This window comes from Pseudarthrobacter raffinosi, from assembly GCF_023913735.1.
Lineage (GTDB): Bacteria > Actinomycetota > Actinomycetes > Actinomycetales > Micrococcaceae > Arthrobacter > Arthrobacter raffinosi.
The window spans coordinates 106,084-130,141 of the sequence record NZ_JAMXBH010000008.1; the positions used below are offsets into that span (position 1 = coordinate 106,084).

At 66.1% G+C, this 24,058-nt stretch carries 24 protein-coding genes and 3 pseudogenes; 16 read left to right on the forward strand and 11 right to left on the reverse strand.

Annotated features, from left to right (window positions below; translation table 11 throughout):
• Window positions 1–14: 14 nt before the first annotated feature.
• On the reverse strand, window positions 15–755 hold the full coding sequence (locus NG698_RS09095; RefSeq protein WP_252603369.1) for a GntR family transcriptional regulator: 741 nt from the start codon (window positions 753–755) through the stop codon (window positions 15–17).
• Window positions 756–861: 106 nt separating this feature from the next.
• On the opposite strand from NG698_RS09095, the pseudogene NG698_RS09100 reads away from it, so the two are divergent.
• From NG698_RS09100 to NG698_RS09115, 4 genes and pseudogenes are all read left to right on the forward strand, one after another.
• Window positions 862–1,619, forward strand: a pseudogene (locus tag NG698_RS09100) (LamB/YcsF family protein).
• Between the two features lie 59 nt (window positions 1,620–1,678).
• Window positions 1,679–3,031, forward strand: coding sequence for an MFS transporter (locus tag NG698_RS09105; RefSeq protein ID WP_252609363.1), 1,353 nt, complete (start codon window positions 1,679–1,681; stop codon window positions 3,029–3,031).
• 19 nt (window positions 3,032–3,050) lie between these two features.
• The gene (locus tag NG698_RS09110) at window positions 3,051–4,778 is read left to right on the forward strand and encodes a 5-oxoprolinase subunit B/C family protein (protein ID WP_252609365.1); all 1,728 of its coding nucleotides are present in this window, start codon (window positions 3,051–3,053) and stop codon (window positions 4,776–4,778) included.
• A gap of 7 nt (window positions 4,779–4,785) precedes the next feature.
• A complete protein-coding gene (locus tag NG698_RS09115) occupies window positions 4,786–6,561 on the forward strand; it encodes an ATP-binding protein (protein WP_252609373.1) in 1,776 nt (591 codons plus the stop codon).
• Between the two features lie 83 nt (window positions 6,562–6,644).
• Here the strand turns inward: NG698_RS09115 and NG698_RS09120 are convergent, their stop codons facing one another.
• A complete protein-coding gene (locus tag NG698_RS09120; protein ID WP_252609375.1) occupies window positions 6,645–6,866 on the reverse strand; it encodes a hypothetical protein in 222 nt (73 codons plus the stop codon).
• Window positions 6,867–7,042: 176 nt separating this feature from the next.
• Here NG698_RS09120 and NG698_RS09125 point away from each other — a divergent pair, with 176 nt between their 5' ends.
• The 9 genes from NG698_RS09125 (at window position 7,043) to NG698_RS09165 (ending at window position 13,769) form a co-directional block, all read left to right on the forward strand.
• Window positions 7,043–7,429: a DUF1801 domain-containing protein gene (locus NG698_RS09125; protein WP_252609377.1), complete on the forward strand. Its 387-nt coding sequence runs from the start codon at window positions 7,043–7,045 to the stop codon at window positions 7,427–7,429.
• A gap of 180 nt (window positions 7,430–7,609) precedes the next feature.
• Window positions 7,610–7,912: an urease subunit gamma gene (locus NG698_RS09130; RefSeq protein ID WP_252567738.1), complete on the forward strand. Its 303-nt coding sequence runs from the start codon at window positions 7,610–7,612 to the stop codon at window positions 7,910–7,912.
• A 14-nt stretch (window positions 7,913–7,926) separates the two neighbouring features.
• Window positions 7,927–8,274, forward strand: a complete 348-nt coding sequence (locus NG698_RS09135) for an urease subunit beta (RefSeq protein ID WP_252567740.1) — start codon at window positions 7,927–7,929, stop codon at window positions 8,272–8,274.
• Complete coding sequence (ureC, locus tag NG698_RS09140) at window positions 8,271–9,983, forward strand: urease subunit alpha (RefSeq protein ID WP_252609379.1); 1,713 nt, start codon at window positions 8,271–8,273, stop codon at window positions 9,981–9,983. The genes NG698_RS09135 and ureC overlap by 4 nt, the downstream gene beginning before the upstream one ends.
• A gap of 24 nt (window positions 9,984–10,007) precedes the next feature.
• Window positions 10,008–10,493, forward strand: coding sequence for an urease accessory protein UreE (ureE, locus tag NG698_RS09145; RefSeq protein ID WP_252609381.1), 486 nt, complete (start codon window positions 10,008–10,010; stop codon window positions 10,491–10,493).
• A complete protein-coding gene (locus NG698_RS09150; protein ID WP_252609382.1) occupies window positions 10,474–11,184 on the forward strand; it encodes an urease accessory protein UreF in 711 nt (236 codons plus the stop codon). Before ureE ends, NG698_RS09150 begins: the two co-directional genes overlap by 20 nt.
• Before the next feature lie 42 nt (window positions 11,185–11,226).
• Window positions 11,227–11,841, forward strand: a complete 615-nt coding sequence (gene ureG / locus NG698_RS09155; RefSeq protein WP_056347453.1) for an urease accessory protein UreG — start codon at window positions 11,227–11,229, stop codon at window positions 11,839–11,841.
• Window positions 11,838–12,707 carry an urease accessory protein UreD gene (locus tag NG698_RS09160; protein ID WP_252609384.1) on the forward strand — a complete coding sequence of 290 codons (870 nt, stop codon included), beginning with the start codon at window positions 11,838–11,840 and terminating at the stop codon, window positions 12,705–12,707. Before ureG ends, NG698_RS09160 begins: the two co-directional genes overlap by 4 nt.
• Window positions 12,708–13,769 (forward strand): HoxN/HupN/NixA family nickel/cobalt transporter, encoded by a 1,062-nt coding sequence (locus NG698_RS09165; protein ID WP_252609386.1) that lies wholly within the window; start codon window positions 12,708–12,710, stop codon window positions 13,767–13,769.
• Between the two features lie 52 nt (window positions 13,770–13,821).
• Here NG698_RS09165 and arfB read toward each other — a convergent pair whose 3' ends face one another.
• Window positions 13,822–14,244, reverse strand: a complete 423-nt coding sequence (arfB, locus tag NG698_RS09170; protein ID WP_252609388.1) for an alternative ribosome rescue aminoacyl-tRNA hydrolase ArfB — start codon at window positions 14,242–14,244, stop codon at window positions 13,822–13,824.
• Between the two features lie 163 nt (window positions 14,245–14,407).
• Between arfB and NG698_RS09175 the strand changes: the two genes are divergently transcribed.
• Window positions 14,408–15,634 (forward strand): multidrug effflux MFS transporter, encoded by a 1,227-nt coding sequence (locus NG698_RS09175; protein ID WP_308293023.1) that lies wholly within the window; start codon window positions 14,408–14,410, stop codon window positions 15,632–15,634.
• Window positions 15,635–15,670: 36 nt separating this feature from the next.
• Here NG698_RS09175 and NG698_RS09180 read toward each other — a convergent pair whose 3' ends face one another.
• From NG698_RS09180 to NG698_RS09195, 4 genes and pseudogenes are all read right to left on the reverse strand, one after another.
• Window positions 15,671–15,964, reverse strand: a complete 294-nt coding sequence (locus NG698_RS09180) for a type II toxin-antitoxin system RelE family toxin (protein WP_252609390.1) — start codon at window positions 15,962–15,964, stop codon at window positions 15,671–15,673.
• Window positions 15,961–16,236 (reverse strand): type II toxin-antitoxin system Phd/YefM family antitoxin, encoded by a 276-nt coding sequence (locus NG698_RS09185; protein WP_056347465.1) that lies wholly within the window; start codon window positions 16,234–16,236, stop codon window positions 15,961–15,963. Before NG698_RS09185 ends, NG698_RS09180 begins: the two co-directional genes overlap by 4 nt.
• Window positions 16,237–16,338: 102 nt before the next feature.
• Entirely contained in the window at window positions 16,339–17,043 is a 705-nt protein-coding gene (locus NG698_RS09190) for an alpha/beta fold hydrolase (protein ID WP_252603339.1), read from the reverse strand.
• Window positions 17,044–17,052: 9 nt separating this feature from the next.
• Window positions 17,053–17,688, reverse strand: a pseudogene (locus tag NG698_RS09195) (ABC transporter ATP-binding protein); the annotation flags it as partial.
• 140 nt (window positions 17,689–17,828) lie between these two features.
• On the opposite strand from NG698_RS09195, the gene NG698_RS09200 reads away from it, so the two are divergent.
• On the forward strand, window positions 17,829–18,980 hold the full coding sequence (locus tag NG698_RS09200; protein WP_252603829.1) for a GGDEF domain-containing protein: 1,152 nt from the start codon (window positions 17,829–17,831) through the stop codon (window positions 18,978–18,980).
• Between the two features lie 87 nt (window positions 18,981–19,067).
• On the opposite strand, the pseudogene NG698_RS09205 reads toward NG698_RS09200, so the two are convergent.
• Window positions 19,068–19,235, reverse strand: a pseudogene (locus NG698_RS09205) (SulP family inorganic anion transporter); the annotation flags it as partial.
• A gap of 213 nt (window positions 19,236–19,448) precedes the next feature.
• On the opposite strand from NG698_RS09205, the gene mptB reads away from it, so the two are divergent.
• Window positions 19,449–21,068 carry a polyprenol phosphomannose-dependent alpha 1,6 mannosyltransferase MptB gene (gene mptB, locus NG698_RS09210; protein WP_252603832.1) on the forward strand — a complete coding sequence of 540 codons (1,620 nt, stop codon included), beginning with the start codon at window positions 19,449–19,451 and terminating at the stop codon, window positions 21,066–21,068.
• A 42-nt stretch (window positions 21,069–21,110) separates the two neighbouring features.
• Here mptB and NG698_RS09215 read toward each other — a convergent pair whose 3' ends face one another.
• From NG698_RS09215 to NG698_RS09225, 3 genes are all read right to left on the reverse strand, one after another.
• Entirely contained in the window at window positions 21,111–21,407 is a 297-nt protein-coding gene (locus NG698_RS09215) for a hypothetical protein (protein ID WP_252603835.1), read from the reverse strand.
• Between the two features lie 38 nt (window positions 21,408–21,445).
• Window positions 21,446–22,666 (reverse strand): glycosyltransferase 87 family protein, encoded by a 1,221-nt coding sequence (locus tag NG698_RS09220; RefSeq protein WP_252603837.1) that lies wholly within the window; start codon window positions 22,664–22,666, stop codon window positions 21,446–21,448.
• A gap of 61 nt (window positions 22,667–22,727) precedes the next feature.
• On the reverse strand, window positions 22,728–24,053 hold the full coding sequence (locus NG698_RS09225) for a glycosyltransferase family 87 protein (RefSeq protein ID WP_374210062.1): 1,326 nt from the start codon (window positions 24,051–24,053) through the stop codon (window positions 22,728–22,730).
• Between the last annotated feature and the right edge of the window lie 5 nt (window positions 24,054–24,058).

Here is a 24,058-nt window from a genome sequence, read left to right on the forward strand (position 1 = left end):
TCCAGCCTAACGGCTCAGTCTGTTCCGGCTTCGCCGTGCACTTCGCTCAGGTTGTCTTCGGAGCGGTCCAGATACGCCTGGAGAAGGTCGGCCGCGCGGTCCAGTTCCCCGGCTTCCAGGGCCAGGCAGATCGCTTCGTTGTCCGGCAGGTAGTGCTGGTAGAACTGCGCGTCCACGGTGGCTTTGTGGAAGAACAGGCGCATCTCGGCCAGGACCTGGCCCATGATGCTGTTCAGCCGCGGGCTTCCGGCCATGGCCACAATGGCGCCGTGGAAGTGCTGGTTGGCGGTGCCCAGGGCTTCGTCGTCACTGGCCGCCGCGGCACGCTTGCCTTCCTCGACGGCGGCCCGGACGGCGGCCACATCCTCCGGGCTGCCTCCGGCACGCAGCGCGCTGACCTCGATGGCGCGACGGACGGTATAGACGTCATGGACGTCCCCTGCCTCCAGGCTTGCCACGAAGACGCCGCGGTTGGGATGGCGGACCACCAGGCGTTCGCTGGCAAGTTCAACGAAGGCCTCGCGCACCGTGTTGCGGGAGACGCCCAGGTCCTCGGCGATGGTGGATTCGGTGAGCCGCGTTCCGGGAAGCAGTGCTCCCTCCGCCAGTTGCAGGCGGAGTTCATCCGCCACCCGCTCCGCCACGGACGGAACGGCGACGCGAAGGCGGCCTGCAGCGGTCCGCGTCGCCGCGTGATTCGCCGATCCCCGCGGAGAGACGGACGAAGAGGGGACGATCGGTTCTGAAGAGGCCATACTCGAGAATTTACACGATCGTCACATTGTTGAATCGAAGGATTGTTGAACAATCCGTAAATTTAGTGCATCCTAGTAGGACCACTCAATGAGACGGGGATCACAAATGGCAACGATTGACCTGAACAGCGACGTCGGCGAGTCCTTCGGCCGCTGGAGCCTCGGCGATGACCTGGCCATGTTCGGCTCGGTTTCGAGCGCGAACGTGGCCTGCGGATTCCACGCCGGCGATCCCAGCGTCATCCGCAGGACCTGCCGCGAGGCAGCTGCTGCCGGCGTTGTCATCGGTGCCCACGTCAGCTACCGGGATCTCGCCGGTTTCGGACGCCGTTTTATGGACATCAGCCCCACGGAACTGGCCGACGACGTGGTGTACCAGATCGGTGCCTGCAGGCCCTGGCCGCCGTTGAAGGAACCCAAGTCCGGTATGTGAAGCCGCACGGCGGACTGTACAACGCCATCGTGACGCACACAGTGCAGGCCCAGGCCGTCGTCGACGCCGTGAAATCGGTTGACCCCAACCTTCCGATCCTCGGCCTCCCAGGTTCGGAAGTCCTGCGGCTTGCAGAAAAAGCCGGCTTGCGCGCCGTGACCGAAGCGTTCGCGGACCGGGCCTACAACCCGGACGGCACCCTGGTGTCGCGCTCCCTCCCCGGAGCAGTCCTTGAGGATCCGGAACAAGTGGCGGAACATGTCCTACGGATGGCCACGGAATCCTCAGTCCGCGCAATTGACGGGTCCACCCTCAAAATCCGCGCGGAAAGCATCTGCGTGCATGGTGACTCACCGGGGGCCGTAGCGATGGCCACTGCAGTGAAGTCCGCTCTCGGGGACGCCGGCGTGAGCATCGGCTCGTTCCTCTAGCCCCATCCCATGGCCGCACCCAGGCCCCCGCACTACCCCTCATCCCCCCGGAGGAAACCATGACCAGCACAAACAAGGCCGCAAAGGCCGCGACAAGGAAGCCGCCGCCCGGCGCGCTCAAGGCGTACGTCGCCAGCCTCACCGGCACCTCGCTTGAGTACTACGACTTCGCCATCTACTCGGTGGCGTCAGCCCTCGTCTTCCCCAAGATTTTCTTCCCCTCGGACGATGAATTCGTGGGGCTCCTCCTGTCCTTCTCGGCCTTCGCCGTGGGCTACCTCGCCCGCCCGATCGGCGGCATCATCTTCGGCCGCCTCGGCGACAAGGTGGGGCGCAAGTACGTCCTGGTCTTCACCCTGGTGCTGATCGGTATCGCCACCGTCCTCATCGGTGCGCTGCCTGACTACTCCGTGATCGGCATCTGGGCCCCCATCATCCTGGTGCTCCTGCGCCTGGCCCAGGGCATTGGCGTCGGCGGCGAATGGGGCGGCGCCGTGCTGCTGTCCAGCGAATTTGGCGACCCCAACAAGCGCGGCTTCTGGTCCTCCGCAGCCCAGATCGGGCCGCCCGCCGGCAACCTCATGGCCAACGGCGTCCTTGCGATCCTGGCCGCCTCGCTGAGCACCGAAGCGTTCCTCTCCTGGGGCTGGCGGGTAGCCTTCCTTGCCTCCGCCCTGCTGGTGGTCTTCGGCCTGATCATCCGCCTCAAGCTCGAGGAAACCCCGGTCTTCAAGGCCATCGCAGCCCACGGCGACCAGCCGAAGGCGCCCATCAAGGAAGTCTTCACCACCCAGCCCCGCGCGCTGATCTCCGCCGCCCTGTCCCGCGTCTGCCCGGACGTGCTCTACGCGCTCTTCACGGTCTTTGTGGCCGTCTACGCCACCAAGGAACTGGGCATGACCACGGGCAACGTGCTGGCCGCGATCCTGATCGGCTCCGCGTTCCAGCTCTTCCTCATCCCGCTTGCCGGCGCACTCACTGACCGCTTCAACCGCCGCTGGGTTTACGGCATTGCCGCTGCCGCCACCGCCGTCTACATTCCCCTGTTCTTCCTGATGATCGCGGGCAAGTCCGTGGTGATGCTGATCATCGGCGTGGTCATCGGACTGGCCCTGCACGCCTTTATGTACGGCCCGCAGGCAGCCTTCATCACTGAGCAGTTCCCGGCCCGCCTCCGCTACGCCGGTAGCTCCCTGGCCTACACGCTTGCCGGCGTCATCGGCGGCGCTGTGGCTCCGCTGATCTTCACCGCCCTTTACGGCGCAGCGTCCGGCGGCTGGTACCTGATCGCCGGGTACATCCTCCTCACGGCCATCATCACGATCGTGGGCATGCGCCTCGGCCGCGACCCGCAGCCGGAAGAGGACCTCCGCCTGCTGCACCGCGACGACGCGCGGGAGAGCCACGCCTGAGCGGCGCGGCCTGATCCCCATGGAAACAGTCACTAAGCCAGCTTCCGCGGCCCGCGTGCTCGCCGTCCGGCCGGTAGGTACGACGGCGGTGCTCGCCGAACTCTCCGGGCTCCACGACGTCCTGGCCCTGCAGGCCCTCCTGCTGGAGCAGCCGCTGCCCGGCCAGGTGGACGTCCTGGCCGCCGCCGAAACCGTGATGGTGAAGGCGGATTCACCCGCTGCGGCGCGCAGGATGACGGCCCGGCTGCTGGAGATGGACCTGACGGTCCAGTCCCACGCCGAAGGCAAACTGGTGCAGATTGAGACCGTGTACGACGGCGACGACCTCGCGGAAGTGGGGCGGCTCACCGGGCTGGGCACTGACGGCGTCATTGCGGCCCACACCGGGCAGGTCTGGACGGTTGCATTCGGCGGCTTCGCGCCGGGCTTCAGCTACATGGTGGGGGAGAACCAGGTACTGGAAGTCCCGCGCCGGAGTTCGCCCCGCACGGCCGTCCCCGCAGGTTCGGTGGCCCTGGCCGGCAACTATTCGGCCGTGTACCCGCGGAAGTCCCCGGGCGGCTGGCAGCTGATCGGCCGCACCGCGGCTACCATGTGGGACCTCAGCCGGGAGCAGCCGGCCCTGGCCGCGCCCGGTGACCGCGTGCAGTTCCAGGCGGTACGCGAGCTCATTGAAGTTACGGCACCGCGTGTTGCTGCCTCGGCTTCCCAAGCCTTGGCTGCCCGGAAACCGGACATTCAGTCCGGCCTGCTGATCCTGTCGCCCGGGCTCCAGAGCCTGATCCAGGACCTCGGCCGCCCCGGTCACGCCGGGCTCGGCGTGTCCTCGGCCGGTGCGCTGGACCGCTCCTCCCTGCGACGCGCCAACCGGATCGTGGGCAACGACCCGTCGGCCGCCGTCGTCGAATCCGTTGCCGGCGGGCTGCGCGTGCAGGCCGTGGGGGACCAGGTGCTGGCAGTGGCCGGCGCACCGTCGGCTCTGACTGTTGTGACGCCGTCGTATTCTCCCGATCCGGTGGCTGAAGACGAAGGCGACCAGTCCGAGTTTGACCAGTCCGAGCAGGTGCGCGAGGTACCCATGGCCACGGCGTTTGCCCTGCTGGACGGCGAGATCCTGACCATCGGCGCACCCGAGCGTGGCTTCCGCAGCTACCTGGCCATCCGCGGCGGGGCAGCAGTGGACACGGTGCTGGGGAGCCGGTCCACGGACACCATGTCCGGGATCGGGCCTGCGCCGCTGGCCGCCGGGCAGCTGCTGGGCGCTGGCGCTGCAACGTCCTCCAACGTGGTGGGCAACCCCGAACTGCAGCCCGACTTCCCGGACACCGGCGTCACGGTCCTTGACATCGTGCCCGGGCCCCGCGATGACTGGTTCGACGCCGCAGCACTGGAATCCCTTTGCGCCCAGGACTGGGCGGTGACGCCCCGCTCCAACCGCGTGGGCATGCGCCTGGACGGCCAGCCGCTCAGCCGAAGCCGGGACGGGGAGCTGCCCAGCGAGGGAACCATGGCCGGCGCACTGCAGATCCCGCCGGAGGGGCAGCCCGTGCTCTTTCTGGCCGACCACCCCATCACCGGCGGCTACCCGGTCATCGGGGTGGTGGTGGACCACCAGCTGGACCTGGCCGCCCAGGTTCCCATCGGCGGGTCCATCCGGTTCCGCTGGGCTCCCGGCTACGGGCTGCCCACCGGCTTTTCCGATTCTTCCCCCGACGTTTCCCAGACAAAAGATTCCCAGACGAAGTGAGCAACTGATGCGCAAGGTCCTGATCGCCAACCGCGGAGAAATCGCCGTCCGCATCGCCCGCGCCTGCGAGGACGCCGGACTGGAGTCCGTGGCTGTCTACGCGGACGTTGATGCCGACGCCATGCACGTGGGCGCCGCCACCGAGGCGTACAGCCTGGGGGGCAACGCGCCGTCGGAAACGTACCTCGATATCCCCAACATCCTGCGCGTGGCCGCGGAGTCCGGGGCCGACGCGGTGCACCCGGGCTACGGCTTCCTGTCCGAGAACGCTGGCTTTGCACAGGCGGTCCTGGACGCCGGCCTGACCTGGATCGGCCCAAATCCGGACGCCATCCTCAAGCTGGGCAACAAGATCACGGCGCGTGAGATCGCTGTCCGCGCCGGAGCCCCGTTGGTGGCCGGCAGCGACGGTCCGGTGGATTCGGCCGCGGAGGTCCGCAAGTTCGCCGAGGAGCACGGCCTGCCGATCGCCATCAAGGCGGCGTTCGGCGGCGGTGGACGCGGGCTGAAGGTGGTCCGCGAGATGGACCAGATCGAGGAGTCCTTCGATTCCGCGGTCCGTGAAGCGGTGGTGGCCTTTGGCCGCGGCGAGTGCTTTGTGGAGCGGTACCTGGACCGGCCCCGGCATGTGGAGGCGCAGGTGCTGGCGGACCAGCACGGCAACGTGCTGGTGGTGGGCACCCGCGACTGCTCGCTGCAGCGCCGGCACCAGAAACTGGTGGAAGAGGCGCCTGCACCCTTCCTGACCGAAGCGCAGACCCAACAGATTTACGACGCCGCCAAGGCAGTGTGCCGCGAAGCCTCCTATTCGGGGGCTGGGACGGTGGAGTTCCTGGTGGCCGCCGACGGCACCGTCGCGTTCCTCGAGGTGAACACGCGACTGCAGGTGGAGCACCCCATCACCGAGGAGACCACCGGCGTGGACCTGGTCCAGGAGCAGTTCCGGATCGCCGCCGGCGAGCCGCTGCGCTTCACCGCCGATCCCAAACCGAGCGGCCACTCATTCGAGTTCCGGCTCAACGCGGAGGACGTGGGCCGGGGCTTCCTGCCGTCGCCCGGCACCATCGCGACGTTCAGCGGCCCGACGGGTCCGGGTATCCGGCTGGACTCCGGGGTCCGCTCCGGTTCGGTTGTTGCTCCGCAGTTCGATTCCCTGCTGGCCAAGCTGATCGTCACCGGCGCCGACCGGCAGCAGGCGCTCCGCCGTGCCCGCCGTGCCCTCGCCGAAATGGAAATCACCGGCGTGGCCACCGTCCTGCCGTTCCACCGGGCCGTTGTCCAGGCGCCGGACTTCACGTCCGAGACCGCGCTGGGCATCCACACGCGCTGGATCGAGACTGACTTCGCGGATTCCATCGCGGCGGATCCGGAGTTCGGTACGTCCGTTCCGGACGGTGAGCGGCGCACCATTACCGTCGACATCGACGGCCGGCGCCTCGCCGTCGGCCTTCCCGCTGACCTGCTGGATGGCTGGGCGCGCTCCGGTGCGGCCGTTCCTGCGGGGGTTTCCCTGGACGGGGCTGGTTTCGATGGCGCTGCCGACGGCGACGCTGCGGCAGGTGCCGCTGATTCCGGCGAGCTGCGGGCCGACATGGCCGGGACCGTGGTCAAGTGGCTCGTGGAGCCGGGCGCCGAAGTGTCGGCGGGGGACGCCGTCGTCGTTCTTGAGGCGATGAAGATGGAGACCCAGGTGACCGCCCACCGCGCCGGTACGCTGGCCGGGATCCGCGCAGAAGCCGGCGGGGTTGTGAACGTCGGCGCCGTGCTGGCGCTGATCGGCTGAGCCGTTCGGGCATGCCTAGCTCCAGCGAAAAGGTCCGGCCGTGTTCTCACCCCGCCGGACCTTTCCTGACGTGTAGAGGTACTTCAGTCGACGTGCTTGGACAGGGCCACCAGCACGCCTGCCATCGCAAAGTACTTGTTGCTGCCGAGATCGCGGACCGTCTTGATCCCCATGCTGGCGAGGACTTCAGCGTGCTTGTCCGTGAGGCCGGCCAGTGCGGACGGCGGGGCGTCCAGGACTTCCTCCAGGCTCTTGTTCTCGTAGTCCTTGTCGAGTTTCCTGCCCAGCTCAATTGAAACGGCCATGATCATCCTTTGCTTGAACGAAACAACAGTCACAACCCGGCGGCAGCATCACCGCGGATCCCGGGGCCCCGAAACTACCCGATCCCCAGATGAAACACACTCCAGTACTACGGCCTGCGGCGCAGCCTGGATCCGCGCCGGTGGGGATTGAAGACGAAGGTGCTTGACTATGCGTCATGACACTAAATCGAAACCTGGTGGTTGACTCTTTTCTTGAGTCGCTGGACCAACCGTTGAAGCCTGTGATTGAGCGCCTTTGGCTGGCTGTCCTGGACGCGGATGACGCCATAACGGAGCGCATTAAGTGGAAGGCACCCAGCTTCTGTTTCGAATCTGTTGACCGGGTCACCTTCAACTTGCGGCCGCTTCATCACGTGCAGCTGATTTTTCACCGCGGTGCCAAGACCATCGAGGATGACTTCGATTTTGATCCCTCTAAATGGAGCGGGCTGTTGGAAATGATCGGGCAGGACCGCGGCCAGGTGATTTTTCCAAGCGCGGAGGCCGCGGCGGCCCGGCAGGAGGAATTCGTGGCGCTGGTGCGGGAGTGGGTTCGAGCCTGACCTGCGGGTTGACCTGCGCATACCGGCAGTGAGTGCATGATTCGACGGCTTTGGCTGGCGGTGCCCTGACATGATTCTGATAGTCTTCAGTCATCCACGGGCCTCCCGGTCGCTTCTTAGGCCGGTTGTAGATAACGAGTGGGAGCTCGCGATTTATCGCGAATGATTAGGAGGCTTTTTATGCATCTAACGCCACGCGAAAGCGAAAAACTGATGATTGTGGTTGCTGCCGATCTTGCACGACGGCGGCAGAAGCGCGGACTTAAGCTCAACCATCCGGAATCCATCGCGATCCTTACCTATGAGCTGGTCGAGGGCGCCCGCGACGGACGCCGGGTCGCCGATCTTATGAGCTATGGCACCACCATCCTGACCAGGGAAGATGTCATGGAAGGTGTCGCCGACATGATCCATGACGTCCAGGTCGAGGCGACGTTCCCGGACGGCACCAAGCTCGTCACCGTGCACAACCCCATTCGCTAGGCGAAGGAGCACCCATGAAACCCGGCGAATACGTCCTCCGCCCGGAGCCCATCACGTGCAATGCGGGCCTCATTCCCCGCGCCCTGGCCGTGATCAATCGCGGTGACCGCCCAATCCAGGTGGGGTCCCACTATCATTTCTTCGAGGTGAACGATGCCCTCGAGTTCGACCGGGATGCGGCCCACGGCTTCCGGCTGGACATCCCGGCAGGCACTGCTGTGCGGTTCGAGCCCGGTGATGCCAAGACGGTCAACTTGCTTGCTCTCTCGGGCGAGCGTGCGGTGTTCGGATTCCGGGACCGCATCAACGGCCCGCTCGAGCCGAGCCGCGGCCTGATCTCCCTGCAGGACGACACCAAATGAGCTTCGAGCTGAGCCGCAAACAGTACTCGGACCTCTACGGCCCCACCACGGGAGACGCAGTTCGCCTGGCGGACACTGATCTGTTCCTCGAGATTGAGCACGATCACACCAACTACGGTGAAGAAGTCGTGTTTGGCGGCGGCAAGGTCATCCGTGACGGCATGGGCCAGAACGGGCAGCTGGTCCGCGACGACGACATCCCGGACACCGTGATCACGAACGTGATCGTGTTGGACTACACCGGCATCTACAAAGCCGATGTGGCCCTGCGCGACGGGCACATCTTCAAAATCGGCAAGGCTGGAAACCCCCAGATTTCCCAGGGTGTGAACATCACCATCGGTGTCGCTACCGACATCATCGCGGGCGAGGGCAAGATCCTCACCGCCGGCGGCATTGATACGCACGTGCACTTCGTAAGCCCCGATCAGGTGCCGGTGGCCTTGGCGTCAGGGATCACCACGCTGATCGGTGGCGGTACCGGACCGAGCGAAGGGACCAAGGCCACCACCGTTACTCCGGGCGCTTGGCACATTTCGCGCATGCTTCAGGCGGTTGAGAACCTGCCGATCAATATCGGCCTGCTCGGCAAAGGCCACGCCAGCGCCATGGAGCCCCTCGCGGAACAGATCCGCGCCGGGGCCATCGGGCTGAAGGTGCACGAGGACTGGGGCGCCACCACGTCCTCGATCGACATGTCATTGCGCGTGGCTGACGAGTATGACGTGCAGGTGGCCATCCACTCCGACACGCTCAACGAGTGCGGCTTCGTCGAAGACACCATCCGGGCCATCGGCGGCCGCGTCATCCACACGTTCCACACCGAAGGCGCCGGCGGCGGGCATGCCCCGGACATCATCAAGATCGCGGCGCTGCCCAACGTCCTGCCGGCGTCGACCAATCCCACCCTGCCGTACACGGTCAACACCATCGACGAACACCTCGACATGCTGATGGTCTGCCACCACCTGAGCCCGGACATCCCCGAGGATGTGGCCTTCGCCGATTCGCGTATCCGCAAGGAGACCATCGCAGCGGAGGACGTGCTGCACGACATGGGCATCTTCTCCATCACCAGCTCCGACTCCCAGGCCATGGGCCGGGTCGGCGAGGTGGTCCTGCGCACCTGGCAGGTAGCGGACGCCATGAAGCGCCAACGCGGAAAGCTCGACGGCGACCCCGAGGTGGGAGACAACTTCCGGCTCAAACGCTTCGTGGCCAAATACACGATCAACCCGGCGATCGCCCACGGCATCGCGGACTCGGTCGGAAGCGTCGAAGAGGGCAAATTTGCCGACCTTGTGCTCTGGGACCCGATGTTCTTCGGCGTCAAGCCCGAGTTCGTGCTCAAGGGCGGGCAGGCGGTCATGAGCGTCATGGGGGATCCCAACGCCTCCATCCCCACGCCGCAGCCACGCACCCTGCGCGGCAACTTCGGGGCACTCGGCACCGCGGTACATGCCTCATCGATCACGTTTCTTTCCCAGGCCGCCATCGCCGCCGGAGTCCCCGAGCAGTTGGGCCTGCGCCGCGTGATCCGGCCGGTGAGCGGTATCCGTACCCTCACCAAGGCAGACATGAAGCACAACGGCGCGACGCCGGATATCGGCGTTGACCCGGAAACCTACGAGGTGACTGTCGACGGCGAGCCAATCTCGGCGGAGCCCTCGACGGTGCTGCCCATGGCGCAGCGCTACTTCCTCTTTTAGACACATATCCCTAAGGGGGCATATATGATCATCGACCACGTCATCGCCAACCGGCATGATCTCCCCGAGGACGAGCTGGCTGGCCTCCATGAGGAGCAGGTTCTGCTGCCGAGCGCGGAACTCGTCAAGAAAATCCAGCGGGTGACCACCGACCACGGCCGTGAACTGGGCATCCGGCTCAGCGATGCCGCAGGCCCGGTGCGGGATCTCCGCGACGGCGACATCCTGTTCCGCGACGACAAAACTGTCATCGTGGTGACTGCGCTGGCAACCAACGTCCTTGTTATCGCAGCGCGCAGCATCCGTGAAATGGGGGTTGTTGCGCACAACCTCGGCAACCGGCACATGCAGGCGCAGTTCTTCGACGCCGACAGTGAATATGCCGCGGAGGTGATGGTGGTGCAGTACGACCACACGATCGAGGACTACCTGATCCACGTTGGCGTGCCGTACTCGCGCCAGGAGCGTGTGGTGCCCGTGCCGTTCCGCCATGCCGAACACACCCACTGAGCGCGTGAACGAGCCGCCGTCGTACCTGCTGCCGCTGTTGCAGCTCTCTGACTCCGCGCTCCCAACCGGCGGGTTCAGCCATTCCTTCGGGATGGAAACGTTCCTGGAACGTGGCCTCATCGACGGCGAAGTGAGCTTCGCCAGCTGGCTGAGCCAGTTTGTGAGCATCCAGCTGACCTACAGTGACGGGTTCGCCCTGCGCCTGGCGTACGAGGCGTCCTCGGTTGACGATATTGCCCGGGTCGACCGGATGATCGCCGCGGCGGCGCTGCCCCGTGAGGTCCGCGAGGCGGGGACCAAGATGGGCGCACGGATGCTGGCCATCGCCGGTACCGTGGCGCCGGGTGCCCGGCTCGCGGGCTACGCGGCCGACGTCGGATCCGGGCGGTGCGCCGGGCATCCGGCCGTCGCGTTCGGCGTCGCCGGCCGGCAGTTGGGCGTCCCGCTGGAGGAATTGCTCGCGAGCTACCTCTTCACGGCGGTCACGTCGCTGACCCAAAACGCCATCCGAGCCATCCCCATCGGGCAGGACGCCGGGCAGCGTGTGCTGCTGGGAACACATCCCAGGATCATGGATGCCGTCCGCCGGATCCAGGCACTGGATGCCGACGACTTCGGGATCACGGCCCCGGGTCTCGAAATCGCCCAGATGCGCCACGAACGCCAGCGCGTCCGCATGTTTATGTCTTAGCAGTCCGCGGTTCGCCGTACCCAATACGTAGCAAGGAGCACCATGAAACTCATCAAAATCGGCGTCGGCGGTCCTGTCGGCGCAGGCAAGACCCAGCTCGTGGAACGCCTGACCCGCCACCTCAGCGCCGAGATCTCGATGGCCGCCATCACCAACGACATCTACACCATCGAGGACGCCAAGATCCTCGCGGCCAACGGGATCCTGCCACTGGACCGCATCATCGGCATCGAAACCGGCGGCTGCCCGCACACGGCCATCCGAGAGGACACGTCGATGAACTCGGCCGCTGTGGAGGAGCTGCGGCTGCGCCACCCCGGCCTCGAAGTCGTCTTCATTGAAAGCGGGGGAGACAACCTTTCGGCCACGTTCAGCCCGGAGCTTGTGGACTTCTCGATCTACATCATCGACGTGGCGCAGGGCGAAAAAATCCCGCGCAAGGCCGGCCAGGGAATGATCAAGTCCGACTTCTTCATCATCAACAAAATGGACCTGGCCCCGTATGTGGGTGCTGACCTCTCCGTGATGGAGGCGGACACTCTCGAGTTCCGCGGCAACAAGCCCTACTGTTTCACCAACCTCAAGACCGACGAAGGCCTGGAGCACGTCATCAACTGGATCAGGCGCGACGTGCTCATGCTTGATCTCCGCCAGTGACGGGTGCGCCGGCGCCCGAACTCGCGGTGCGCCGCGCCGCCGTCGAACTCGCCGGTACTCTCGCCCTCACCGTGGGTGTGCGGGGCGACCGCTGCATCGCCACGAGCCAGTACCACCAGGGCGCGCTGCGTATCCTGCGGCCGCACTACCTCGATGACACCAGCCAGGTCTGCTACGTGGTGGTCAATCCCGGGGGCGGGTACGTCGGTGGCGACGAGTATGAAATCGACATCACTGTGGAAACAGGGGCCCGGCTCCTGCTGACCACACAGTCAGCGACAAAGGTCTACCGCACGCCCGAGACCCGCGCTGAACAGCGGACGCACATCCGGCTCGGTCCTAACGCGAGCCTGGAATCTGTGCCGGACCCGCTGATCGCCTACCGCGGGGCGACTTACCGGCAGGCCACCGTGATTGAGATGCACGGCAGCGCCTCGCTGGTGATGGCCGAGATCGTCACGCCGGGCTGGTCACCGGACGGCGCCCTGTTCGGCTACGACGAAATCCGCCTGCGGAACGAGATCTCGGTCGACGGGCGCCTGGCGGTGCTCGACAACCTGCTGATCCGTCCGCTGACCGGTGCCGCCCCGATAGACGGCATGGCCTTCCTCGAGGACTACACCCACGTCGGTTCCCTCCTGGTTATGGATGCCCGCGTGGACGCCGCGCTGCTGAACGAGCTGCATGAGTTGCTGGTGCCCCTTGCCGACGGCTGCAAGCTGGGCATGTCACTGCTCGACGGCGGCCTGGCTATGCGAGCCCTGTCCCACGCCACCGAGCCGCTGGACGCCGCCATCCGCGCCGGCATCGATTTTCTGCGGTTCCGCTGGCACGGCCAGCCCCGCCTCAACCTGCGAAAGTACTAAATGAAAGCCCTCTTGAACCACCACGAGCGGGAAGCCCTCCCGACGGCCCGCCGCTTGGCGGTCACCTTCGCGGCAGTCGCCGCCCTCCACATCGTTATGCTCGCGCTGCTGGCCGATTCACTGCGCACAAACCACAACCCTGTGGTGCTCGGCCTGCTCATCACCGCCTACCTGGCCGGTGTGAAGCACAGCTACGACTGGGACCACATTGCGGCGATCGACAACTCCACCCGCCGCTTCGCCGCCCAAGGCCGCAGCCCCGTCAGCGTGGGCTTCGCCTTCAGCATGGGCCACAGCAAGGTCGTCGTGCTTGCCGGCGTGCTTGTGGTCAGTGGTGCCGGCATCATTCAGGACGCACTTAATGACGGCTCGTCCGCGAACATGGTTTTGAGCATTACCGGGGCATCTGTCTCGGGCCTGTTCCTGCTGACCATCGGTGTTTACAACGCCGCCGCGTTCCGGCGTACCGCCTTGTTGTACCGCCGGGTCAAGGACGGTGCCACCGTCACGCGCGAGGCGCTGGCACCGACCGGGCTCGTGGCCCGCCTGCTCGACAAACCGCTCTCCCGCGTCAACCGCCCACGTGACATCTTTGTCCTGGGCTTCCTCTTCGGCCTCGGCTTCGACACGGCCTCGACCATCGCGTTCCTGCTCCTCACGGCGACGGCCGCCCTCGCCGGCATCTCCCCGGTCGCGCTGATGGCCCTGCCCTTCGGCTTCATGGCGGCTATGACCTTATGCGATACGGTGAACGGCGTCGCGATGATGAAGATGTACCGAAGCGCCGTTGTGGACCCCAAACGCCGTATCGGTTTCAACATGATCATCACAGGTGTGTCCGCAGCCTCTGCCCTGTTCATCTCGATCATCACCATCGCAGGCGTACTGCACGCGATGCTCGGACTCACCGACCCGGTGACCACCTTCCTTGCCGAACTCGACCTCAGCCACGCCGGGCTGGTCCTCGTGGCGCTGCTGCTGTTCATCTGGGGTGCGCATACCGGGGTGCGCCGCGTCGGCGACGCCGCCTCAGCCACAACGGGCGGAAACCCGCAGGGATAGGGCTCCACGGCGGGATCGCCTTGGTGCCGCCGGCGCCAGGCCGGGGGCCGCGCTACTCGGCGGACGGCCGCTGCCGTTGCCGTTTCGTCGCCGACCGCTGCTCCTTGGCGGCGAGGCGACGGCGGTTCGAACCCCGGGTGGGTTTGGTCGCCCGACGGCGGGGGCCTTCGGGTGCCAGACCTTCCGCCACAAGCTCGGCGAGCTTCGCCAGGGCGGTCTCTCGGTTGCGCAGCTGGGAGCGTTGCTCGGAGGAGGCCACGGTGATCACCCCGGCGACGAGGCGTGGTCCAAGCCGCCTGAGCAGCATCAGCCGCTGGTCATCCGTGAGCACGGCGGAGCCGGCGATGTTCCACGAGACTTCCGCACGGCTGTCTGTCGTGTTGACGTGCTGACCGCCTGGCCCGGACGACCGCGAGAACCGCCAGCGGAGTTCCGACGCCGGAATCGTGAGCGCGGGCGACACCTCCAGATCCATGCAACCAGCGTTGCACACTATGGGCGCTTACCCGCTACGGCTGCGGCAGGGGAGGGAGGTACTGGCAGACCCCTGATAACCAGAGCCCTCGCTAGGACAGGCATGACCGCGTTGTATTGAACGTGAACCGCAGTCCTGCCCCTACCCACAGACCGGAGCCAGCGTGACCGCCGTCGTAACCCCGATTCCCGCACGCGAGCAGACAGTCGGCCGCCCCCTGGCGATTGTGCTTGGCCTGCTGACCATCTTCGGTCCCATCTCCATGGACCTCTACCTCCCGGTCCTCCCAGCCCTCACCGCTGAGCTGCAAAGCACGACGTCGGTGGCCCAGTTGACCATCACCGCCTGTCTGCTGGGCCTCGCCATCGGCCAATTAGTAGCGGGGCCGCTCTCGGACCGCCTCGGGCGGCGGACGCCGCTGCTGATCGGTGTCGTTGCGTACACGGTCACTTCTGTCTTTTGTGCGATCAGCCCGACCGTTGAGACGCTCATCGTCGCGAGGTTTGTCCAAGGCCTCGCCGGAGCCGTGGGCATCGTCATTGCGCAGGCCGCCGGGCGGGACGTCTACTCGGGCGCCAAACTCATTCGCTACTACGGCCGCCTCACGGTTCTCGGCGGACTGGCCGCCATCATCGGCCCGGTCATCGGCGGGCAACTCGCCACCGTCACCGACTGGCGCGGAGTCTTCCTATTTCTCGCAGCCGTCGGCGTCGCCGTCCTGCTGGCGTCATTGGTGGTCTTCCAGGAGACCCTGCCGGCGAACCGCCGGGTGACCGGAGGGTTTTCGCAGACCCTCCACGGTTTCCGCCGGCTCCTCGCTGACCGCGTATTCGTCGGGGCCGTGCTGATCACCGGTTTCACGTACTCGGCGGTCTTCGCCTATCTGAGCGGGGCAACCTACATACTCCAAGGCATGTATGGGCTCTCCCCGCAGGGCTACTCGTTCGCGTTCGGCCTGAATTCACTGGGCTTTGTGGTCTTCGGGTTCATCGCCGGCCGGCTCGCTGAACGGTGGTCCGAACGTGGGACGCTCACCGCGGGCCTGATAATGACGGCGGCCGGCGCCTTGGGGCTGCTGGCGGCGGCGGCCCTGCACCTGCCGCTGATTGCCATTGTCCTGTCCCTGTTCCCCATGGTCAGCGGCGTGGCCGTCACCAGCCCGCCGGCCACGTCGCTTGCACTCAAGGATTATCCCGATATCGCTGGGACGGCATCCTCATTGTTGGGACTGGCCCGGTACGCCTTCGGCGGCATCGCCGCTCCCTTGGTGGGCATCGGCGGCGCCAACGACGCCGTCCCCCTCGGCATCGTCGCGGCCGCTTCAGCGGCAGCGGCCGTGCTTTGCCTGGGGCTGGTCAAGAGGCGGCGTGGTCAGGATCGAATTCGCTGACCCGGACCACACTCGCACACTGTCTATGGGTCTTTGTCAGCGAGGCTTGTAGACGTCCGCGCGGTGCTCGATGCGGTGGACATATAAGGTGTGCTCTTCAACATCGAGGGTGAACAACACGCGGTAGTCACCGCGGCGTGCGGTGCGCAGGCTCAGGAGTTCACTTGTGAGGGGCTTGCTGAGCCGGCGTGGATTGTCGGCCAGAACTCCAGTAACGAATTCGACAATTGCGGCAGCAGCCTTCTCCGGCAGCCGACGAAACCCCTTCAGCGCGGGGCTGGTAACTTCGATTCTCCAGGGGCCCTGCTCGTTCGATGGTTCCTCAGTCACCTCGGCGGTAGCCCAAACTCTCGGCGCAGGTCATCGCCGCTGACGGTGTTCCCTGCCTCGATGTCGCGCCGGGCCTGTTCCAAATCTGTCCTGATGTCCGGCTGCGATAGCCAGTGGATGGTTTCCTGGAGTGACTCGAGGTCGTCAGCGGACATCAACACCGCTGACGGGTGCCCGTGGCGGGTGATCTGGATGATCTCATGCGTCTTGTCCGCCTCCTCCACGAGTGCGGAAAGCTTGTCCTTGGCTTCGCTAAGGGGCACGGTTTTCATACTGTGATTATAGCCTGAAGTCAGGCTATTTAATGGCCTGACTTTTAGCCGATAATTGAACTCGCGGAGGCTCAGCTGATGTCACTGCTTAGATCCGCCGCGTCACCCCGTCCGCTCCACCGCCGCCAGGATCGCCTGGCCCAGTTCCACAGGCTTGGTGAACTGGGGCCAATGCCCGGTGGGGAGGTCCACGTACTCGACGTCGCGGATGCGGGCCAGCTCGGCGGTGAAGGGATGGCCGGCGTCGATCCATTCGGTGAGGAGCGACGACGGGAACTGGCACGCGATCACAGTCGCCGGAACGTCGTACCTGCGGACGTCATGCAGCCGCTGCCGGCCATGCGCAACGCCCCTGGGCTCGGGGATGGCGCGCGCCCGGAATGACGCGCGCAACTCATCGGTGAGGTCCACCAGATCGGCGTCATCGAAGCCATCCCACGGCGGCAGGGGCACATCGTCGCCCTCGGTGCGCAGCCCGTCATTGATGACGCCGCCCTCGCCCAGGGGTCCGCTGTCCACGTAAATATTCCGGGCAACGCGGTCCGGCCGTGCGTCCGCCACGCCGTGGATGACCGCGCCACCACCGGAGTGCCCCACGAGGACCACCTTTCCGTCGAGACCGTCCAGAACGTCTACGACGGCGGCAATATGGTCCTTCAGAGTGATGCCTCCACGCCGTGCGTCCACAGATTCAAGGCCGGGAAGAGTCAGTGGATGGGTTGTGTGCCCCGCCGCCGCCAGCGCCGGCGTCACCTTCTCCCACGATGACGCGTCCAACCAGAAACCGGGTACCAGGATGATGTCCATGACCGAACCCTACTCCGCGCCCCCGGCGCTAGGTAAGGCGCCGGGTACCACCGGGGCGGTCAGGCCGCCGTCGCGCATTACAGCGACGGCGTCGGTCAGCGGCACGAATTCGGTGTCGTGCGTGACCATCACCGTGGCCACCTGGAACTCGTCGGTGACCCGGCGCAGCAGCCCGACGATCGACGCGCTGCGCGCGTGGTCCAGCGCCGCCGTCGGCTCGTCAACCAGCAGCACTTTCGGACTGCCCATCAGGGCCCGGGCAATGTTCACCCGCTGCCGCTGCCCGCCCGAGAGCTGGTGCGGACGCTTGTCCGCGGACGCGGCCAGCCCCACCAGATCCAGGAGTCCCGCGGCGCGCGAACGCGCGGCCCTCAGCGGTTTGCCACGCAGGTGGTGGCCAATCATCAACTGCTCGACGGCGGTCAGGGACGCCAGGAGGTTGGGCTGCTGGAAGATGATGCCCACCTTCTCCCGGCGCAGCGCGGTCAGTTCCCTGTCCTTCAGCCCCGCGGTGTTGATCCCGTCAACGATCACGTCGCCGCTGGTGGGGCGGACCAGGGTGGCGGCGACTGCCAGGAGGCTTGATTTGCCCGAGCCGGACGGGCCCACCAGCGAGACCATCCGGCCCGCTGCGACTTGGAGGCTACGGCAAGCTCGGCGTGGACAACCGGACCTCCGCCATCGAACTGGCCACGCAACGACGGATCATCCTTATGAGGCGAAAATGTCCGACGGCGGTGCAATACTGAGGTTTGCATCACTCGGCAGCCGGGGGAACTTCTGAAATGGTCTTGGATACAGCGACGCTGCGGGTCGCGTTCGGCCTGATGGCTTTGGTCCTGGTGCTGCTGTTCTACTTTTCGGCCTACCGCTACACACGCTCGCCGTACAGCGGCTGGTGGTGCCTCGCTCTGGTGTTCTTCCTGTCCGGATCCACCGCTTTCCTGCTCAACGGAACCCCACACCAGTGGTGGGCCAACACTCTGGGCAACGTCCTGCTGGTCCTCGGCGGTGTAGCCGTCTGGGCCGGCGCACGCTCGCTCCGGGACGTGCGGCCGCTCCGTTGGATCTTCACGGGGCTGCCGGTGGTCACGCTGGTGGCATCCGCCGTCGACCATCCCGGCACCAACACCTGGTCCGGCGGCCCGGTCTTCCTCGCCGCGATGTGCCTGACGGTGGGGCTTGCTTCCCGGGAACTCTGGCGGCTGGAGCCGGGATATTCGCGCGTCCGGGTCCCCATGGCTGCCGCGGCGGCCGGGTTGTCCGCGTTTTATTTCGGCCGGCTGGTGTACTTCCTCCTGGAGGGCCCGAATGGACCCACGTTCGTCACGTATTTCGGGTCCGCAGTGACCACGTTGGTGACCATGGTGCTGCTGGTGGTGGTGTCCTTCAGCATGGCCGCATTGAGCAACGAACAGCAGACCCGGGCCCTGCGGATGGTGGCCACCCGGGACGATCTCACGGGGCTGCTCAACCGCAAAGCTTTCCTGGACCTGGCCGCGGAACTGTTGAATGACAGGGCCGTCACCCAGGGAACGGGCGCCCTGATCCTTGCTGACCTGGACCACTTCAAGGCAGTCAACGATACCCACGGCCATGCCGCCGGTGACCTCGCGCTGCAGGCTTTCGCTGGCGCCTGCCGGGACACCGTCAGGTCAACGGATCTTGTGGGCAGGTACGGCGGGGAAGAGTTCATCCTCCTCATCCCGGGCGCCTCCGCCGACCGGGCGCAAAAAACAGCGGGGGAGGTCAGCCGGCGCCTGGCTGAGGTCCCCACTGCCGACGGGCTGGAGATGCCCACCGTCAGTTACGGTGTGGCACTGTACGACGCCGGGACCTCCGATGTGGAAGACCTCATCGCCGCCGCTGACCGGGCCCTCTATATGGCCAAGTCGTTGGGCCGGAACCGCTCCGTCCACAGCGACCCGCGGGGCTAGCCCGTCAGTTGAGCTTTCCCGCCAGCCGCGTCCGCATCTGAATGCTGGCGGCATTAAGCCCGATCAGCTCCACTTCCAGCCCGTTCCGCCCGCGATCACGGAGAAGGCGATAGCTTCCGGGATCAGTGCCAGCGCCACCACCAGGCCCGCCAGCGCCTCGGTCTTGAGCCGCCGTGGGGAGCGAAGGGTGGCGCGGACTGATTGGAGCTGCTGCGGCGTGCCGGTCCGGGCATCGGGGACGCTTCGTGCGGCCATGGCTGGGTCCAATCGTGCTGGTGAAGCCGGCAGTGGGGGCTTCGTTCTTAGGCGGGGATGGGGCGGCGCGACGCCCCATTGCGAAATAGGGGGCGCGTCCGCCCCTCCCAGTCTGGGGCACGCCGCTGGCCAACTGCTAAAATGACTGGGTTGTAGACCGGCCTATAGCTAGTCCAGCCAGCGCCGTAACGTAAGTAGGGGACCACACAAGACATGACGGCAGGCGGTTCACACATCAGCACTTCGGAGAGCTTCCCCGGTCCGTCGAAAAAGACAGCGGCCGGCACGGAGCTCCCGAAGTCTGCTGCGCCCGCCTCAGCTCCCCCCACCAAGCGCCGGGTGTACATCGCCACCTGGCAGGGGTTCCTCGGCGCCCTCATGATGTTTGTGGGCTCGATCGGAACCGGCTGGATCGCCAACGGCTCACCCATGATCCGCCAGCCGGTGGTCATCGCCCTGCGGACCGAGGGCTGGGGCGTGACGCTGTCCACCGTGCTCCTGACGGTGGGGGCGATGCTCCTGATGCGGTCCTGGCTCCGGCTGGGCCAGCGGTTGGACGACTGGGGCGAACACTCGCTGCGGTCGGTGGTCATAGCCATCTCCGCCTGGTCCCTGCCGCTCCTGCTGGCCGTCCCCATCTTCTCCCGCGATGTCTACGCCTACACCGGCCAGGGCCGCCTGGTCATGGAAGGCCAGAACCCCTATACGGTGGGCATCTCCACCCTCAACAACTGGTTTGCCCTCGGCGCGGACCCGGCCTGGGCCGAGAACCGGACCCCCTACGGGCCCTACTTCCTGTGGCTTGCCCGCGGCGTTGTGGAGCTGACAGGGGCACAGCCCGACGTGTCCGTGCTGCTGTTCCGCCTGATCGCCGGCGCAGGGGTTCTGCTCTGCGTCATTTACGTGCCCAAGCTGGCCGAACTGCACGGCATCAACGGCGCGCGGGCACTCTGGATCGCGGTGGCCAACCCGCTGTTCCTCATCAGTTTCGTGGCCAGCGCCCACAACGACGCACTCATGGTTGGCCTCGCCGTCGCCGGTGTCTACTTCGCCGCGACGAAGCGCTACCTGGCCGGAATCCTCCTTGTCACGGCCTCCATCGGGATCAAGCCGATCACCGTGCTGCTGCTACCGTTCATCGGGGTCATGTGGGCGGGGCACGCCGCCTCGTGGACGCGGAAGTTCCTTATTTGGGGAGCGACGGCGGGAATCAGTTTCGCCGTTCTGGCCGTCAGCGGGATCCCGTACAACCTCGGGTTGGGCTGGGTCTGGGCCATCATGGACCCGACGCCGGGGTACACCGGCTATTCGCCGTCAGGGTTCCTGGGACAGCAGGTGGAGTTCCTCGGCAACGTGCTGGGACTGCCGGGCGGCACCATCGCGGACCTGCTGCGGACGGGCATGAAGTGGGCGGCGATCGGGCTGGTGCTGCTGCTGATGTTCCGAGGCGATTACTCGCGGGCGGTGCGCCGGCTGGCCCTGGCGTTCGCCGCCGTCGTGATGCTCTCGCCCATCATCCAGCCCTGGTACATTCTCTGGTTTGTGCCGTTCCTGGCGGCCACGGGCATCCGGAACGACTGGCAGATCCGGTGCCTCTACGTGGGGGTGACGTTCTTTGTGGTGTTCGGCGCGCAGGACCAGCTCTCGGTCTGGTCGTTTGTGGAGCTGGCCATTGACGCGTCGTCGCTGGCGTTCGTGACGGCGCTGCTGTTCACGTTCTATCTGCTGGTCCTGGACATCCACACGCGGAAGTTGCTGATCGAGGGTAAACCCCTGGACTGGGCCCGGCGTGGTTGGCGTTGGGTCCTGGACCAGCGCCGCAGCGCCCGCTGAGGCGCGCCGGCTTCGTCAGGTCCTGAGAGTTGACGAGCCGAACTAATGCGCTGGCTGGCGCCGGAGACCCAAGCGGTATCCCAACCAGAACGCCAGTGTCAGCAGGCCCATTGCAATGAGTAAATAACCGGCCCGTGCACCGCTGTCCATCAGGACTATCGTGACCGCTGTGAAGGTTTGGTTGGACAGGAGCGCGTAGGCGAACCACCCGATCTCCTGCCGGGGCGCCAGGATGGCAGCAAGTCCTGTAGCAACGGCTGCTGCAGCAAGGAGCGGTGCCAGCAGCGGCAGCCAGCGGCGGAACCCCGGCCTGTTTGTGTTGTCTGCCCCCGCGGTCATGGCACTACCCTAGTGCGGCCCGGGTCAGGCGGCCCACATCAGGCGGCCTGCGGGACCGCCTGCGATTTGCGGCCCAGCTCCGCGGTCCGCTTCACCGACCACCACAGCAGCACCACCAGGAGCACGTTGCGCGTGGTCAGGATGGCGGCCATGACCGGGTGGGCGTGGATGAGGGGCGTGTAGAACAGCGGGTAGATCACAAACGTGGTCAGGGCAATGCCCATCAGCAGCGTGGCAGGGACCTTCCACCGCTCCCAGTCGTGCGTGAGGCCGGCGATGATCACCGGGGCCAGCCAGATGATGAACTGCGGCGATCCCACCTTGTTGAACACGATAAACGCCGTGGTCATCATCAGGGCGCCCTCGAGGAAGAGTTCCTCCCGCTCGGCGCCCCGGTTCAGCGCCCGGACCAGCAGGACGGCGGCCACCACGGCGGCGAGGATCAGCAGGGGCTGCATCAGGAACGCGGCCACGTCCGCGCCCGGGCCGTAGACCTCGGTGGAGTTGATGGCCGTGTTGTCCGCCATCTTGGAACCGGCGATGTTGAACACGCTGAGCCACACCCACGGCGTGGAGAATGTGGCTTCCAGCTGCATGCCGCGCTCGCCCTGGTTGGTCAGGAAGTCCATGATGTGCGGCAGGCCGCCGGACAGGTACGTGCCCAGGCCCACGACGGCGGTGACTGCGACGCCGGACACCAGCACCTGGATCCGTTTCCGGCTGGCAATGACGATCGGCACCAGGACCGCTGCCGGCCACACCTTGAGCCAGGTGGCCACGCTCAGCAGGATCCCTGCCACCACGGGGCGTTCGGCCGCGTACAGCAGGGCAATCAGCACGATGGGGGCGGTAATTCCCTCCACCCGGGCGAAGCTGAGGTAGCCCATAAAGACGGTGAAAAACAGCCACCACCAGGCCGGGGCGATGCCCTTCACCTTCCGCGGCCCGCGCGTCAGGAATGCAAGCCCGACGGCGTTGAGGCCTGTGATGATGAGGAACCAGCACAGGAGGTACAGGCTGGGTCCGGCAATGTTCGCGAGGAAGATGGGGATCTGCGCCAGCACCGGGTACACCCAGGGGCTGATCTTGCCGTCCAGGCTGTCCGGGCTGTAGCCGTCCATGGCCCACTGGCGGTACTGCTCGGTGTCGCTGAACGTATCGCCGTTGAGGAAGAAGGACGCCATCCAGCCGAGGAAATACAGGTGGATGACCGCGAAGCCCCACCAGACGCTGGACGGACGGGCGAACCAGTCCACCACGCGGGCGGGCAGGACTGTGCGGCGGACGCTGACCAGCCGGTCGAAGAACTTTGTGGAAATCTCAGGACTCCTTGAGCGCGGGGACGGACGCTGAAGTCTTTTTGCCCAGCGAGTACAGGCGCCGGACCGACCACAGGAACAGGACCACCAGAAGGACGTTGCGGATGGTCAGCACACCGGCCATAAGGGGGTTGTTGTGGCTGAGGGCATCATAGAACAGCGGGTAGATGAAGAACGTGGCCACCGCGATCGCGATGAGCATGGCCGCGGGGACCCGCCACTCACGCCAGCTGTGCGCCAGGCCCACCGCTACGGCCGGGGCGAGCCACACCATGAACTGGGGCGAGCCCACCTTGTTGAACACCACAAAGGCGGTGGCCAGGGTAAGCGCCCCGGCCAGCAGCAGCTCGGTACGGTCCACGCCGCCGTCGGCCTTTCCGTTGCTGTTGAGCTTGCCGTTGTGCAGCGCCCAGAAGGTCAGTCCGGCCACGAGCAGGGCAGCAAGAATGAGGAGCGGCTGCATCAGCACGGACATCACCGCGGTGCCGGGTCCGTCCACCTGCATGGAGTTGATATCGGTGTTCATGTACATCCGGGAGTCGCCGATGTTCAGCACGGACAGCCACAGCCACGGGGTGGTGAACGTTGCCTCGAGCTGCATGCCCCTGTCACCCTGCTGGGTCAGGAAGTTCAGCAGCTTGGACACACTGCCAACCGCGGCGGCAAGTGCCAGCACCACCGCTGACGTGGCCACGCCCGCCAGCACCACCAGGAGGCGGTTCTTGACCACGGCGAACAGGGCCAGCATCACCGCGGCCGGCCAGACCTTTACCCACGTGGCGGCGGCGAGCAGGACCGACGCCACAAACGGCCGGCCCACACCATAGGCCAGGGCCACCAGGACGATCGGTGCGGTGAGGCCGTCCACGCGTGCGAAGCCGAGCCAGCCCATCAGCAGCGTGAAGATCAGCCACCACCAGGCCGCCGGGATGGCGTCCTGGTTGCGGCCACGGTCCGTGAGCTTGGCCAGGGCCCAGCCGTTGAGGAGGGTGGTCATCAGCACCCACAGGAAGAAGAACGGTCCGGGGCCGGCAAGCCCTGCCAGCGCCATGGGGATGAGCGCGAGGATGGGGTACACCCAGGGGCTGGGGCCACCGCTGAGGTTCGCTTCGTCGAAACCGGCCCGGGCCCAGTCGCGGTAGATGAACGTGTCGCTGAACGCTTCGCCGCGCAGGGAAAGCAGCGCCGCGAAGATCAGGAAGCCCAGGTGCACCAGGATAAAGCCCGTGAGCAGTCCACGCGGCGTGTTCAGCCAGGACCGTGCGGCCGCAGGCAGGATGACGTTGCGGATCCGGGTGAGCGTGGCGAAGAATGCGTCCGTGGAAATGGCGG